Below are 16,056 nucleotides of genomic sequence, written 5' to 3'. Positions count from 1 at the left end.
CGAATAACCCGCGCCGCCGCAGCGGTCTATCTTGTTGTTTCAGGGCGCTCGCACAGCGGGTGCCGATACCCAAAAGATAAAGGTATGCGTGCGCACCAGCTGACCCCCTCCTGGCTGAAAAACTACCAGCCCAAGTGGCTGATAGGGGATGCCGTGGCCGCAATCCTTGCCAGCATGATGCTGGTTCCCCAGGCCCTGGCCTATGCGGCCCTGGCCGGCCTGCCCCCCTACCTGGGTCTCTATGCGGGCCTGTTACCCCTGGTGGGCTATGCCCTGTTTGGCTCCAGCTCGGTACTCTCCGTAGGGCCCGTGGCAATACTGGCCCTGATGACCGCATCCGCCCTCACCCCCATCGCCACACCCGGCAGTGCCGAATATATCAACGGGGCCATACTGCTGGCCCTGCTCAGCGGGATCATGCTGCTGCTAATGGGCTTTCTCGGCCTCGGCAGCCTCTCCAACCTGCTGAGCCTGCCGGTGGTCAACGGCTTCGTCTCTGGCGCCGCGGTGCTGATCATTGCTGGGCAAATAGCTCCCCTGCTCGGCACCAAGAGTGAGGGCCACACGGCCCTGGAGATACTATTGAGCACCATAGACAACAGCCCAATGAGCGACCCGGATGCAGCATTAATGGGGTTGATTGCTCTGTTCAGCCTGGTTATCGCCCGCCTCGGGCTCCCCCTGTTACTGCGCACACTGGGCGTTGAGAACACAAGGGCAAAGCTGCTATCGCGCCTGGCGCCCATGCTGGTTGTACTGCTCTCCATCGCACTCACCGCCATCTTTCACTGGGAGCAGGATTTACCCGTGGTGGGCGAAATTCCCGCGGGGCTACCGGACTTCACGCTGCCGGTTTTTAACCCCACCATGATTTATCAGCTGCTGCTGCCAGCCCTGATTATCGCCCTGATCGGCTTTGTCGAAAGCCTCTCGGTAGCCCATACCATCGCCCTGCGGCGGGGAGAGAAGCTCGACGCCAATGCAGAATTACGCGGCCTCGGCACCGCCAATCTCCTCAGCGCTTTTTCCGGTGGGTTTGCGGTAACTGGCAGCTTTGCGCGCACCGCAGTGAACGATGAGGCCGGGGCGAGATCACCACTGAGCGGCATTATCGCCGCAATATTTATTGCCTTGGTACTGCTTTACGCCACCAAGGTATTCACCGAGCTGCCGGTGTGCGTTTTGGCTGCAACGATTATTGTCGCGGCAGCCAATCTGATCGATTTGCGTGCGCTGGCGCACCACTGGCACTACGACCGCACCGATGGTCTGGCCATGGGTGGCACACTGCTGGGCGTTATATTGTTTGGTGTTGAGGCCGGTATCGGGCTGGGCGTGGGGCTCTCTTTCGCCACCCTAATCTGGCGCGCCAGCCGCCCCCATATCGCCGTGGTGGGGCGCGTTCCCGGCACCGAGCACTTTCGCAATGTGCTGCGTTACACGGTAAAAACCCAACCAGATATCCTCTTCCTGCGCATCGATGAAAACTTGTTTTTCAGCAATATCAGCGCGATTGAAGACCGCCTGTTTGCGGAAGTACAGCGGCAGAAAAGCCTGCACGACCTGGTATTGATCCTTTATTCGGTCAACCGTATCGACAGCACCGCCATTGAGCGCTTGCAACAAGTCAACCAAGATTTGCTCGAGCGCAATATCCGTCTGCACCTGGCAGAGGTAAAGGGCCCTGTTCTGGACCGGTTGGGGCGCTCCAAGCTGCTACAGGAATTAACCGGCCGGGTTTTTCTCTCCGCCTATATTGCCGAGCTGGCCCTGCGCCATCACAATATCCATGACGACGACCAAGCCAGCACGCCACCCTCCCCCGCCGACCCCAGCTAACCCACAATTTGGTAAACTTGTCTGCCACCACCAATCACTGGCAAAATATCCAGTATTTGGGCGAAGGACACCATGGCTGGCGATACACTGACACAGGAACAGCAGGCCATTGCGGATCATTCCGGTGGCCATGCCAAAATTATTGCCGTGGCCGGTTCCGGCAAAACCACCGCCCTGTTGCACTACGTAAAAAATCGCCTGAATGCCGGCACGCCTGCCGCCCAGCTGCTGGTATTGATGTACAACCGCAGCGCGCGGGAAGATTTCGAACGCCGTATGGGCCAGCTGGCCAACAACCATACCCCGGCAGTGCACACCTTTCACAGCATCGGCTACCGCCTCTACCAGCGCATGATTGCCAACGGCCATATCGCCGCAGCGAATCTTAGCCCCCTGTCACAACCCAGCGCACAGCTACAAATCTGGAAAGCCATTGAGGAATGTGCCCCCACCCATGAGCTGGAAGAAATTCGCGAGCGCAAACAATCGGAAATCGAGGCCGCAGAGTTTTTTATCGACTACAGCAAAACCCTTCTCTGCGGCGAACACAGCGCGCTCAAGGAACTAAAACTCGGCGACGAATACGGTTATTTTTTACAAGTATTTCGCACCTTTGAAGATTGGCGCCGCAGCCAAGCGGCCGTGACCTACGCCGACTTGATTTACGACCCGGCAAAATTACTCCATGAAAAGCCAGAGCTGGCACAACAATACGGCGGAAATTATGAAGGTATCCTGGTGGACGAATACCAGGACATCAATGAGATACAGCACTTTCTGTTACGAGTGCTACACGGCGCCAATGGCAATGTGATCGCCATTGGCGACCCCGACCAGACCATTTATGAGTGGCGCGGCTCTAAGCCGGAATTCCTGCTCAAACTCTTCGACCAGGATTTTCCACCGTCTCACATTTACCACTTGAGCCGTACTTTTCGCTACGGACACCAGCTGTCCCTGGCCGCCAACCACTTTATTGAGAACAACCGCGATCGTGCCGAGATTTTTTGTGTTTCCGCCGATGGCGAGCAGCAAACTCCAATTGAACAGATAAACACCGACAAGGAAGGTCACTGGCTGGTAGAACACCTGCGCCGCTGCCAAAAGCAGGGCCAATCTTTAGCGGGTATCGCCGTACTGGTCCGCCTCTGGTCCATTGCCGCACCACTGGAACTGGCACTGCTGGCCAACAGCATCCCCTACCACTCCGCCAGCCGCAACACGGTGCTGTCGCGCCGTGAACTGCGGCCATTGTTCTGGAGCCTGAATATCGCCTCGGGCCGTTTTAGTGAGCTGCCCCCCAAGCGGCGCCAGCAGGGGTTGTACGAATGGCTCACCGCCCCGCATGTGCGCATCCCACGCAAAGTACTTGAACCCCTCTGTGCCACCCTCGCCACACAAGAGAAAGGCTGGGGCAAACAGCTGCTTGCGCAACTGCCCGAGAGCCTAAGCAAACCGCAGGCCAAACGCCTGCGCCAAAGAGCGGAGCTTTTGATACAAATAGAGAGCTGGCGTGGCCACGCCGGCGAGCTACTGAGCCGGCATATCGGTGAGCTGGAACTCCTCAGCGGAATTGCCGAAGACGCCTTCACCCGCCAGCAGGGTGAGGAGAGACAGCAAACTATTCTGGCTTTCTGCCAATACCTGGATACCCTCAAGCAACCTCCAGCACAAGCCTTAGCGCACCTACAGGAACTACAACGACAACACCGCGAGGGCGAGCAGACTGCGGCGGAGGCCATCCAAATTACCACCATGCACCAGGCCAAAGGGCTGGAGTGGGACCAGGTTATTATTCCCACCCTCACCCAGCACAATATGCCCTACCAGTCCCAGCGGGATTTCAGCACCCCCGCCTCCCTGGAAAGTGAGCGCCGCCTAATGTACGTGGCCATGACGCGGGCAAAGTCCAAACTATTTCTGCTGGCCCCCACCAAGGAGGCCAAACGCAAAGATCCCGAGGCCGCACAGCCCTCACTGTTTATCGACGAAATGCAATTGCCCCTCAGCCAGCTGATGGCGCAATGCCTGCGCGAGCGCCCCGAACATATCCATACCGATATCCCGGTCTCCCACCAAGCCCTGCGCTACCTAGAGGCCTGCGACTACAGCCCAACACTCAGCGCACCCGCCGCCCCCATACGCAAGCCCACCCAAGGCGAAGCCCTGCGCCACAACAAGCTCGGCCAAGGGCGGGTTTTAAAATGGGAGGATCAGCGTGTGGAGGTACAGTTCAGCGATGGCAAAACACGGCGCTTCGACTGGGACACCCTGGCCCGCTATTTGGTGTAGCGCTTGGCAAGATCAATATGTATGGGGTAAGACAATGATTTGTAACGATTTTTTTAAGAAAACAGTTGACTTGGGTAAAGCGTCTCTATAATATCCGCACCCGTAACGCGCTCGTAGCTCAGCTGGATAGAGTACCTGGCTACGAACCAGGCGGTCGGAGGTTCGAATCCTCCCGAGCGCGCCATACAAAGCAAAGGCTTACGTCTCACGGCGTAAGCCTTTTTTTGTTGTGGTGCAAATTAAGTTGGGTAATCGCTCATAACCTGTATATTTTGACAGTTCCGCATGTAAGCTAACAATAATGTTTCACACTTTTATATTGAGAGCTTTCTGGCAAGGGCCGATACCGTGTCAACTCCCATGGATCACAGGAGATCCTTGCCAGTTTAATCCATTCTCAACGGCATACTGGGCTGTACTAATAAATTGTGACTACTCCTTTGCCCATTGAACAAAATCCAGGCTTGATAACCCTGAAGTGTATCTGAGTGTCCTCATGCACCATCATTTGTGGGCCTATGCAAGTCATGCAGGATCAGGACATCATTCAAACCTACGGAAAACGACTCCGAGAACTGAGCAAACTGTGGGATTAGCCTCAGAAGAAGCAGGCCTGCAAGCTAGGTATCCACTAACCCCACCTCAACAAGTACGTGAGCGGAATGTATGAACCGTCGTAGGAGATACTGATCCAGCTGGCGGATATTTGTGTAGGTTTCCCCAAGTATTTATTTAACTTTAAAATTGATTTTCAAGGGAAACTCCATAGTACAGGGCATTCCAGAGCATATCGCGGGTTTAAATTTTGTTTCTCTAAATACAGCAATGGCTAAGTCAGACATGTACTTATTTGGAGACTCATAAATTGAGATTTTTTCAAGATCACCATCCTCATTGATAAGTGCGATAACATCTAGTATTCCGCGCTTCATCGATATTTCATGCCCCTTATATAGAGGCCAATGTAGTGCCTTGAGCCCCTCTTTAGGGAATGGAGGTTCATCTCCCTCTTGAAAATTTTCATACTCCGAAGTAAATATCCGCTTTTCTTTTTCAGATAATTCACTATAGGGCCTATCAAAAGGAATTCTTCCAGATACTGCTACACGCTTGATATGGCTACCTGTCGGAGGATCAACTTTAATGACGTTTTCTTTTGAGAAAGCTAACATTGAAAAAAATAGCGGTATAGCAAAAAAGATAATTCTCATCATAAAAATCACTAAAAATAAGATTTCTTAAAGTTTAACTCTAAAATTGAGATAATTAAATATCAATACTCGCACAAAGATATTCAGCACCAAAAATTAGAAAAAACACCTCCAAAACAATTAAAAAATTGACATCATAATTTCTGACTTACTCTTCATTACTTACACCAGCCAACCTGCTGGCAGACCCGACGCATGCTCTCAGGGTCAACACGGACGAGCTACTCGGCGTAAAGCCGGTGAAGAAAATCAAGCAGCCGGACACCGCCACCAAGCGGCAGGTGATTCAGATGATCGATACGTTTATCTAGAATGCCCAGCTGAAGAAAAAGACTTGATAGGCCATAACGACAAAGTCCCGGCAAATTACTCAGCCGAGGCTTTGCTCATTTTAACTGATAGGAAAGAAGCTCGTTTTCAACGGCTATGACAGGCATCCTGATAGAAAATTCTTTCAAAATGTCACATAGACTTTGTTTTTTTGGCTACATAAAAAATTATGCTAGATATCACCCACAACACCAAAATTATGAGAGGGATCCAACCAAACCGTCCCAATTCAACTCTAAAAAAATAGACTGAATACGTAATCAACCCAAAAAAACCACTCAAGAAAAACCTAAAGGAAAAAAGCCCTTTCAAAAAAACAAATATAGATTTCATGATTGTCAAAACCCTGGTGGACCTTGCTGCCTTCTGACAACAACTCCCTCACTATTAACAATAGTTTGTGTAACAATAAGGTTTTCAAGGCCGCTATCGAACCCTGTTGTAAAATCAGCGCTAATTTCTTGAATAATCGTGTCTCCTACCTGCAAAGCATAATCAACCTGAGTATCAATAAATATCCCTTTAGCGGTAGCTCCACCCGCTAATGCCGAACCCGCAAACCCACCAATAGCACCTCCAAGTAAACTTAACATAGTCGTCTTCACTGCGGTGCGTATATTATTCCATGACTGATGATCTGCGATTTCCTCTGGAGATTTGAATGTTTGTGAGCGTATCGCGCACAAATCAGAAGTGCAGACCAATTCCTGAAAGTAGCCTCCAACAGTATTCACCCTTATTCCATCACATGACATACCAGCTCTTTTATAATCTTCACAGCTGGCTGTTTTTACTACCTCTTCAGGATCTTTCTCATCTTTTGAGTCCGAGTCATCACTATCATCATCCTGATCGGCACTATCATTGCTCTGAGCAGAGGAAAATCCAGATTTACCACCCTCACTCCTGCCTAGTGGTGCTCCACCACCTGTAAATACTGGCCCACTTAATGCACCCTCAAGCCCCATATCTCCTCCGTTATACCTGTATCCCCAACCTTGTACATGGTCCATAGCGAAACCAGAAGGGTCAACAAAACTCAACGGATTGTTAAGTACATAGGAATACCTGTTCCAATTCTGAGAAGTCGATGGAAATTGCACTATGGGATCAGGGCTCAAAAACCTGCCCAGGGTAGGATCATAGATCCGGCCATTCATATGAATAAGGCCGGTTCTATCCAGGTGTTCATGTCCGGTAAAACCCCTCTTGGTGCTGAGCCCCTGCGCTGCTATTAGTTCTTCAATATCAGCCTTGCTTAACTCTCCACTCCAATCACTCTTCTTGCGGGCACCGAAAGGATCAAAGGCCGTATCCAGGATAACAGCCCCAGATTCATCGGTTACCTTCTCAATAGAGCCCAGGTAGTCACGGTGCAAAAATTCGAAGACCTGGACCTTGATGCCAAGATGATCGGTAGCTGAGACCTGTAGGATATCTCCACCAATTTGCACCTTCTCGATCTGCTGATAGTCGGGATCATTGGCCGGAAGCAGATCTTCATAGTCACCCACAATAAACGCTTTTTCGATCATCAGTTTCTGTTGGGATTCGTCCCACCAGCTGGATTCTCGGTAGTAGCGCTGTCCATTGGGGCCGTATTGGAAGCGATCTCTTGCTTTGGGAGTTGCAGTATCTTGTGCGCTACCCAGAGTAATCTCTTCCGCCAATTGACGTGCGTTCCAGGTAATCCACCGATCGTCACCCACAGCAGCATCATAGCGAGTTAGAGAGCCATTCTGGTCATAGCCTAAGTTATTGGCCACACCATTGATATTAACTTGGGTTACAGCATTGGGACCGGCATTGTTAACCTGCTCATATTGGTAACCAGTCACCTGATTACTCACATTTCCCGTTGCTGATTTGCTAAGAATATTGCCCAGGGAGTCATAGAGTGTACTTAGGCTACGAAGATGGCTGCCATTCAGTAATGTCTCGCTGCCTTCCAATCGATTGAGTGCATCATAGGAAAAGCGCTCTTCCTTTTTATTGGCTCCGCTCATCGATAAGCGACTTTCCAGTGTACCGTTAGAACGCCACTTGTAAATATTATTCTGGATAGAGCCAGCAGCAGTGTTAATGGAAGTAATACGGCCGGTATTCGGATCGTAATTTGTTTTCGTCGTCAGTGAATTACCAAAAGTAAACTCTAGTATTTTCCCTGAAGCATCCCGATCTTTAAAGGTTTTCAGGGTGTTTTTCCCATCAGTAACTTCTGACAAGAAACCTTGGTTATTGTAATGATAGCGAGCTTCAGCACCAGAAGGATAAATAAGTTTATCCAGGCGACCCGAATTATCATAACCATAAGTATGCTGATAGTTGCGCTGCAAATCGCCAGCTTGTAACGAGGTTTTTAAATCCTGCAATTGACCCGCAGAATTATAGATATAATCTTCAGAAAATAGAGTTAATCCATTCTGACTATAACTTCGATTTGCAATGCTACCTATTGCATTTGCTGCATCATAAGTCCAACTGGCTACGCCTAGAGCATCAACCTGCTCACGCATACGTCCAAGCTTATCGTAGAGATAACTTAAGCTATCGCCCTTGTTATTTATCTGCTCTCTTATCTGGCCTAACCCATTGTAGTGAGTGACCACTGTACCGAAAGCAGGATCAATGGTTCTAGTATTGTTGCCAGCATTGTCATAAAAGAAACTGGCTTTTGTTGATGAGTCATTGTTAACAAGCACAGATTTCAATAGACCACTGCCATAGTAGTCATATTCTGTAGTCACTTGTTTATTAGTTCCCACAGCTTCAACTACTTTCACCTGGCTACCAGAAATATTGTAATAGTGATGCCTAGTCTGAGTTTCAACCAAGCTGCCATTACTATCTAAGATATCTTCTTCTGCTTCGACCCTGATTAGTTTTTGAGCCGTATCTGGATAGTACTTAGTGCGGACTTCACTACCATCTGGGCTTGTGATTTTCTCAATACGGTCTTTTATATCGAAATCATAGATGGTCAGTGGTTTATTTTCCCCTAGATAGAAGGGATCAGTTTCTAGATATAAGCGGCCTTGCAAATCATAATTAAATTCACGCCGGGCGATACGTGTTCCATCAAATGCCTTTTGATCCTGCTGCACTATTCTCCCCAGCAAGTCATAGTAGAGTTCAACTTTGGGAGAAATTGAAGAATCTTTGATTATTTTATAAGCTGCAAGAATATTACCAGCTACTGGACAAGTGCCAGCAAAGCATTCGGAATATGTCGTATTAAACACCACTCCATCGGTATTGGTCTTCTCGATTTCGCGCCCAAAGGCATCATATTGCACACTAGTAGTACGGATATTGCTATCAGTGATCTCAGATACCAAGCCAAAGCGTTGATCGTAAGTTAGTGAGACCTTCTGGTCGAGAGCATTGGTTAATGTCCCAGGGTAGCGGTTATCTACAAAATCAGTTGCAGACGTTGTTCTTGTTTCTACATGGGCTCCGCTAGTACTTTCACTGACCAAATTACCCGAGGTGTCATAATCAAAATCAGTGCTTAATTTTAGATCTGCATCATCGGGAAAGCTGACCCTAGTTGCGACCTTGTTCGTTGACAAATAAGGAAGAGAGACCACGGTATGAGTACGATCGGGAGCACCACTGGGGCCACCATCATACTCCCTAAGCTCCAGGCCGGATGCAAAGCCCACTAACCACTGACCATTTCCAACTCGGTTTTCAAAACTAGTGAAAATCTCGCGACTTCTCTCAATGCCACTCAAGGAAAAGTCAGAAATTTCGCCCCAGGTAACCGGTTTAGTTGGTAAGGTCGGGAGTTTATCGGTTTGCCCAAAGGAAGGGGTAGTAATACCGCCCAAGCCATCTTGATCAGCGGTCCCAGATAGGGATTTCGCTGTTTTCTCTACTGAAGTTTGATTCTCAAGCAGCTCTCCGAGTGTACCAAAGCTTCTCTTTCCAAAGCTGTTTTGTAGAGAACGATAACCAAGAACCTGGTTCTTTTCGATTAGGGTTTCAACACTTTTCTCTAAGAAGGGGTAGTAACTCTTATCTAAGCCTGTGGATAGCTCCATCACGCTATAACGATGACGCTCATCCGCCAATTTCTGCGCATGAGAACCATAACTTCCCTGAAATTGCAGCTTTCTCGCCACCTTGCCAAAATGCGGGAAATCTTGACGGAATTGGCGATAAGTAACGATATCCGACGCTATATCATGGATTTTTTGTGCGTAGAAACCCAGGAATCCCCAGCCCTTGGTACTGACAACGCCAACACCTTGATAGTAATACTTGGTTTTATGCCAACCATTTTCCAAATCATCTGCCAAACCATTGGATCTGTGCACTTCTCCGACTACTGTCCGATAGTCACCATTATCGGCCTCAAGATTTTTCGCATTTTCGGGAAGAACACCATCCCCAAAGGGCCTTTCCAAGAAAGTAGCGTTACCGGAGGCAGAGGCTTGGCCAGTTACCTCACGTACCGTAGTGTGATAGAACCTAGTAGCTTTGCCTAAACCATCGATAATTTGCCAGATACCGGTATCGAGATCCAGGTCACTAGAGCTATTAACCTCTTCCCAATTGAATATGAGGGGGTTAAGGCATTGATAGCCAGTACCATGCTTATCATAACCGCAGAGTTGAACTTGCTGCAGACGGCGGTAATGCTGGGAATGCTTGCTAGCAGGTTCTGGCTCAGTAATTAAGCGGTACTCTCTTAATAATTTATTGTCGAGGTAAACATTAATATGGTGGAGTAGAACCAACTGCTCTTGCTCAATTTCTCCCGAGGCCAGTGGTTGCGGGGGGGCATCGCTGCGGGTGCCATAGGCAAACTCTATACGTGCATCGTTTCCATTACCGTAGGTGATTTCTAGTGGATAATTAATACCTTCAACGGTATCAAGATGGTATTGATACGTTATGCTATTCCCAAAGGCATCAGTAACCTTGTTGATGCTCCAAGCAAAGCTCGGGTTCTTCCCAGCGCGGATTCGACTGTTATTTGTGTTACCAAACTCATGAACTTCACCATTAGGTTTATGTACCAGGAACCAAGGCTGACCACCTGTCTCTTTTAGTTCAATAAGGCTAAAGTCATCTCTAAGCTTTCGGTACTTCGAACCAGAGGCCCAATATTCTCCGGAAACAAGGACCAATGGCTGACCGTTCAAACACAGCGAATCCGTATCATCCAACTTGATGCGGTCTGTGTTGGGACGATTCTTCACACAGCGGCGGATCTCCTGCAGACCACTCAACCTCCATCCATAGCCCAGAATATCTTCTGGCAACATCTCATTATTTCTTTCCCGGTATCGAGCACCTGAATACTGAAGGCCCAAGCTAGGGACCAAGTTATTAACCCCCGGCGCTACTTCGACAGGAATCGATATAACCGCGTCCCCTTCATAATTAACGTTTGCACTATAATTTGCTGTTCCTGATGTATCTGCAATTGCAAGACTGACCGCCGGCTCGATCCCCTCGAGATTGTGTACATCAATCCAATCACTTGTAGTCCATCCAGAGCACTCAGGACCATTACAGGCGCGGACTCTGTAGCGATATTTATCCTCTATGTCTCCGCGAGCTGAATAAGTCCGCTCCTCTAGATTACCTGAGACCACTTTCCAGCAACTATTTCCACAGCTTGTGTCTGGGTCATTGCGGCGCTCACGCTGTAACTCAAAAGAGGTCCATGTAAGGCTTGGTTCACTCCAACTGAGATCGTAATCACCAAACTCACTGTCACTAGGGAAAGAAGTAAATTTCGGTGCGTCTGGTGCGGGCAACGGCACATTGACCATCACAACTTTACGGCTATCACTGGGAGTCCAACCACTACAACCATGGTCATTACAGGCCCGAGCCATAAAACGATATTCGCCACTGGGATCACTGGAGTCGAGTGTAACCTCCATAGAGGTTGCTGTACCCAAGTTGGAACTACCGCACTTAGCGTAGGTGTAACTCCCTCCATTGATACTGCACTGAAGCTCATAACGTGTTACCGCATCGAATGAGCCGGTAACTTCAGACCATACCACCTTAAAACTACCACTCTGGGTCCCGTGGTCAGGTTGCGTAAAGTTCCGCACAGTATCAGGCTGTCGACTCACAGTCACTGAAGAGGAATTTCTCCAGCCACTGTAAGTGACATAGGAACCGCCCTTTGCATAGGCCCTAACACGGTACTTATAAGTTCCATTAGTTAGCGGAGTACTTCCAGACGCCGGAACAGGCGTCGGCCCAGTGGCTGTGCTTGCACTAGAGTAAATTTGTGTCCAACTTGAGCAAGAATCTTTACATTGTTGTATCTGGTAGCCCGTAACAGCAGAACCCGAACCAGGTGCTGACCAATCGACGCTTATCCGCCCCTCACGGTCGACAGTGCCACTTGTTATATCCTTAAGGACAATGCTAGCCGGCGTATTCGGTGTACGGGCAACATTGACCCGGCGTTCGTTAGAAAAAGCCCCACAGCCGGTACTATTACAGGCTCGGACTTTGAAATCCCATGCTCCTGTAGATAAACCTGAAATCTTGGTGGAACTTGCCCCAATACCGTTGAGGGGAGACCAAGCCCCGTTGTTAATCTGCCTATAGACCTCATAGCGAGAGACAATACCTGAAAGTACTGGCCAGGATAAGGTAAAAGAACCGTTCGAACTATTTGTGGGGGCTGTTAGATTGCCTAGCTTAGGGGGCGCTTGTAATTTTACCGTTACTGTAACACTGCCCAATGCTGTACCACTACCCGGAACCCATTCACCTATTATTGGATTCCAAATATCCCCTGAAAAAGCGACAACTTGATACCTATAGTCCCCATTTTCAGTGTGGGTAAAAGATCTAGAAGTACCATTTACATTATAGGTGCCAATAGACTTTGACCCTTTATGGACGCTTACTCCATAGTACTCGGCAGATGAATTTGTACTCCAACGAATCGTATGCTTTCCATTTGAATTCGTGGTGCTTGCCCAAACCCCAGCAGTAGCAAATTCAGCAAAAAGTATTAAAAACAAACAACTAAAGAAAGAAATCCGTTTCAGCATAGCCAGACTACACGTAGAAAAAAGCTTCACACCAAAAGGGACCATCGGAGCCAATGAAGGCAAAAATAAAACAGTACATCCCTGTAAATTAGGCGCACCTTTTATCACAAGAAGAAAAGTACAATCAACAACATTCTAAATTTTCTTTCGCATGGTAAAGGTGGGAAATTAATTTTTAAAATCTAACCACAACAATCTGGTCGTTAAAAACACAACAACTTTTACACAGGTACCAACTAATAATTATTTTCTGAGGTCTTAGAAGGTTATAAATTCATCCACTTTAAAATCGGACACCTAAAGCCAAATACAATCTCGGTAATATCTGGCTTCTGCCTAGCAAGAATTTATGAAAAGGTGGAATTAAGCATTTTTATTAGACTGCGCACTTAAATTAACAGGGTGGTAAGCAGCCTTCCCCAATTAACTCTAAAGAGATATCTATAACCTTCAAACTGCCCAAGTAGACTTTAATCTATGAGCTAGATGTCATTTAAATTACAAGACAATAGACATGTTAAATAGTCATAATTTTAATAAAAATTAGGAACTAATGCTCTGTTACATACCGATTACTTTCTGAGTCGCTCTTTCTATCCATGACCCCAACGCACCTTGTTCACTCTTTATTTTATTGCCCGGATGACCCAAGTATTCTCGTACAGAAGTGTTTTCAGCAATATAACTTCGCTTCCAGCTCATCGCATTTAGACCTTCACCCTTATACGATGTCATCAATTCATCCAGGATATTCAAATAAGTTGATTTTGTATCTCCGGCCTGAAAAAACAAAGTTGAAAGACTTTCTGATTCTTCCGTACCATCTTTTTTGGTTTTATTGGTTAGCTCAATTTCCAGTACTTGAATAGAAGTTTTTAGATCTCTTGCAATCACTGCATGACAGTAGTGACGAGGGCGATTATTGACTAACTAAATGGATTAGCGCAGGCTGACGATGCACCCTGCCTCTGCTAGGGACATCCCGCACGGTTCAAAAGGGTTTGTAATCTTTACCAAAGCCTTGGCCACACGGTTAGCAAGCTTGACCAACTTACTGGGGCGACACCCTTTCCCACAGGCATGCGGATATTGCGCCAGAACGTGTTACGGATTTTGTGGCCGTAGCCCTGCCAATCCACTTGCATCCCGTGCAGGCCCATAAACACCTCCTCAATGCTGTAGACTTCCATATTCGGGCCGAACTCGCGCAGGGTGGTCTTCACCCGCTGGAAGGTACCGCCATACAGTGGATAATTGCTGGAGAAAATCACCACCTGGTGGACGCGCAGGTCCGGCCGGAATATCTGCACACTGCTGACATAGCAGATATCCTACAGGCCCCAAGCCCGGAGCCTTCAGCGACCGCTTTAAGGTGTACAGATTTCTGGTTTACATTCTCGCAGGTTAAGGGGTACAAATGAGGCGAATCAATTTATACCCAATAACGGTGCGCCCCATAACAACCAACAGGGCGACTGATTACCAGGCTGGAGTTTTCGATAGTACGGAAATAGCAGCCAGATTTATTTGCGGTGAAGACTGAGGAGTAACCACTCAGAAGCTGCTGCATCGTATGACTATTTTTAATAATGACTCAGGAGAAATCATGGACGAGCTCGAACTTGGAACAAAGATCATTCGCACTGCCGTTGTCACGATAACCTTTTTCCTAATTAGCGCTTTTATAGTCTGGCGTATAACAAAGCCACTAAAAAGCTTAGAAGACAGGATTCCTGAGAAAAAAGCTCTTTATGATGAAAAGATGAAGGCATACGAAAATGCCGTGCTTTTGATAAGTGGCCTGGAGTCGAAACTAAACCTTCTTCTTTCTGAATTCGAAAAAATAGGAAAAGACAATAGTCCAGACTGCAAAGCTACAAAATCCAAAAAAGCCTTCATCTCGCACCTCAATAAAGCTGATAAAAGGCTGGGGAAACTGGCGCCGCACTTCGAGCCAGAAGTACAAACGCTGATTGAAGATCTGAGGAAATCAACTGAGCTTGCCTCGCAGTCGGTTGGAATTTTTGCTCAGGACCAAGAAAATTTTAAGCGGCTACAAAAGCAGTTGAACGCCCTCACAAAAAGCATCTTTAAAGATGGACATAACCACTTTTCCACTCTGTCGACTAGCGCAACTAACTAAACACCATATAGAGTTAAAAGCCCGATTTTCGGTTTTGCCAAAGCTCCAGTATGCGGCGCTTGCTGGACTTCATTAGGATTTCAATAGAGCGCATCCGCATATTGCTATCAATGTCCAGCCTCACCACCTTGAACGGCGGGCCGAAGCGGCGCCAGTCTGTCCTCCTGGGCGCATTGACACACTTGGGAACCCTTCGTACCCTCCCTCAAGGCGAGAACTTTAGGCACTGTAAGAGTACCAGCAAAATGCACAGGAAGCCTTCAATAATCACGCTGTAGGTCATCCCGGCAATGAGTATCAGTGAAATGCTCTCTAGGTTATTCACGCCCTCTCAACACAGAGTTTGCGAATTATTAAATCGGGCTTACATTCGATCCAGATCAAATTATTGTCTGGCATTGTTTGCCTCCTCAACGCATGCACGAAACCGAGCAGTTGTTAATCAATAATTGTATATCTCCCAATTCATTTTTTCGATTAACTGCATTACACCGAGGGAAACTTATCATAATAAATAATTTGTTGAATTAAAGGGCTAGTAAGTAGTCAATATATAGATGTTGAAACCTCTAAAAAAAGGGAAATTGAAGTACACAACGAAACCAATCTACTTCAAGAAAGCGACTTCATTCTTAATGAAATCAGAACACCCGTAGGCGTCACCTTCACTCGCAGAAGCAAAGCTGCTGCGCTTACAAAACTTGAAAGCCTTCTGCAAGAGCAAGGTTTTTCAAACTCAGGTATAAGCATGCAACTAAAAAATAGGCCCTACTTATCGGGCCTAATTTCTTTGCGCCACATCAGCCCATACTTACCAGCCACTATCCCAAACTGCCGCTTGTAGATGGTTTTGGTAAGGGGGCCGCTCATCGGGGCCATTATCGCCCTTGCTCTGGTTATGGCCCTCTTCCACCAGCCACAGGTGGCCGGGTCTTTGCCGAAGGCGCGGCGCTGCTCGCAGGCCCAATTGGCACCGCCATACTTATGGACTCAAGCGAGCAGGACTATATGCTCAACATCCAGATCCGAAGCCTTTTGGAAAAACTGGCCGCTATAGGGGGCCACCATAAGCGCGGCATAACGGTACAGGCCTTTTCATTTCTGAGGTTCACCGGAGTCAAGGAGAGGTGAATCAGCAGCTCTTGGCGAGTGTTCTGACAGTCACCATCGGCATTGGACCACTGGGGAAGCCACTACTTGT

Annotated in this window: 9 protein-coding genes and 1 tRNA gene; 5 read left to right on the top strand and 5 right to left on the bottom strand. The window is 47.9% G+C overall.

What is annotated here, in order from left to right:
* Positions 1 to 84: 84 nt before the first annotated feature.
* The 3 genes from ACJJI0_RS01595 (at position 85) to ACJJI0_RS01585 (ending at position 4,315) form a co-directional block, all read left to right on the top strand.
* Positions 85 to 1,839 (top strand): SulP family inorganic anion transporter, encoded by a 1,755-nt coding sequence (locus ACJJI0_RS01595; RefSeq protein ID WP_444884370.1) that lies wholly within the window; start codon positions 85 to 87, stop codon positions 1,837 to 1,839.
* Positions 1,840 to 1,911: 72 nt separating this feature from the next.
* Positions 1,912 to 4,131, top strand: coding sequence for an ATP-dependent helicase (locus ACJJI0_RS01590; protein WP_444884369.1), 2,220 nt, complete (start codon positions 1,912 to 1,914; stop codon positions 4,129 to 4,131).
* 107 nt (positions 4,132 to 4,238) lie between these two features.
* Positions 4,239 to 4,315: transfer RNA gene (locus ACJJI0_RS01585), tRNA-Arg, on the top strand.
* Positions 4,316 to 4,859: 544 nt separating this feature from the next.
* Here ACJJI0_RS01585 and ACJJI0_RS01580 read toward each other — a convergent pair.
* Both ACJJI0_RS01580 and ACJJI0_RS01575 read right to left on the bottom strand, forming a co-directional pair.
* Positions 4,860 to 5,345, bottom strand: a complete 486-nt coding sequence (locus tag ACJJI0_RS01580) for an energy transducer TonB (protein WP_444884368.1) — start codon at positions 5,343 to 5,345, stop codon at positions 4,860 to 4,862.
* A gap of 665 nt (positions 5,346 to 6,010) precedes the next feature.
* Positions 6,011 to 11,461: an RHS repeat-associated core domain-containing protein gene (locus tag ACJJI0_RS01575; RefSeq protein ID WP_444885902.1), complete on the bottom strand. Its 5,451-nt coding sequence runs from the start codon at positions 11,459 to 11,461 to the stop codon at positions 6,011 to 6,013.
* Positions 11,462 to 12,629: 1,168 nt separating this feature from the next.
* Between ACJJI0_RS01575 and ACJJI0_RS01570 the strand changes: the two genes are divergently transcribed.
* Positions 12,630 to 12,851, top strand: coding sequence for a hypothetical protein (locus ACJJI0_RS01570; protein ID WP_444884367.1), 222 nt, complete (start codon positions 12,630 to 12,632; stop codon positions 12,849 to 12,851).
* 422 nt (positions 12,852 to 13,273) lie between these two features.
* On the opposite strand, the gene ACJJI0_RS01565 is transcribed toward ACJJI0_RS01570, so the two are convergent.
* A complete protein-coding gene (locus tag ACJJI0_RS01565) occupies positions 13,274 to 13,606 on the bottom strand; it encodes a hypothetical protein (protein WP_444884366.1) in 333 nt (110 codons plus the stop codon).
* 116 nt (positions 13,607 to 13,722) lie between these two features.
* Positions 13,723 to 14,022 carry a Y-family DNA polymerase gene (locus tag ACJJI0_RS01560; protein ID WP_444884365.1) on the bottom strand — a complete coding sequence of 100 codons (300 nt, stop codon included), beginning with the start codon at positions 14,020 to 14,022 and terminating at the stop codon, positions 13,723 to 13,725.
* A gap of 296 nt (positions 14,023 to 14,318) precedes the next feature.
* Between ACJJI0_RS01560 and ACJJI0_RS01555 the strand changes: the two genes are divergently transcribed.
* On the top strand, positions 14,319 to 14,855 hold the full coding sequence (locus ACJJI0_RS01555; RefSeq protein ID WP_444884364.1) for a hypothetical protein: 537 nt from the start codon (positions 14,319 to 14,321) through the stop codon (positions 14,853 to 14,855).
* Between the two features lie 811 nt (positions 14,856 to 15,666).
* Here the strand turns inward: ACJJI0_RS01555 and ACJJI0_RS01550 are convergent.
* Positions 15,667 to 15,822 carry a hypothetical protein gene (locus tag ACJJI0_RS01550; RefSeq protein WP_444884363.1) on the bottom strand — a complete coding sequence of 52 codons (156 nt, stop codon included), beginning with the start codon at positions 15,820 to 15,822 and terminating at the stop codon, positions 15,667 to 15,669.
* Between the last annotated feature and the right edge of the window lie 234 nt (positions 15,823 to 16,056).

This window comes from Microbulbifer mixtoriginis (SeqCode) (genome assembly GCF_052466695.1).
The sequence above is the reverse complement of the archived record's forward strand: the minus strand, read 5'-3'. Positions and strand labels throughout refer to the sequence as shown.

Excerpts from the sequence above, each read along its gene's own strand:
- ACJJI0_RS01555 (WP_444884364.1), top strand. The coding sequence starts at position 14,319 with ATGGACGAGCTCGAACTTGGAACAAAGATCATTCGCACTGCCGTTGTC.
- ACJJI0_RS01575 (WP_444885902.1), bottom strand. The coding sequence starts at position 11,461 with ATGGTCAATGTGCCGTTGCCCGCACCAGACGCACCGAAATTTACTTCT.
- ACJJI0_RS01590 (WP_444884369.1), top strand. The coding sequence starts at position 1,912 with ATGGCTGGCGATACACTGACACAGGAACAGCAGGCCATTGCGGATCAT.
- ACJJI0_RS01595 (WP_444884370.1), top strand. The coding sequence starts at position 85 with ATGCGTGCGCACCAGCTGACCCCCTCCTGGCTGAAAAACTACCAGCCC.
- ACJJI0_RS01580 (WP_444884368.1), bottom strand. The coding sequence starts at position 5,345 with ATGATGAGAATTATCTTTTTTGCTATACCGCTATTTTTTTCAATGTTA.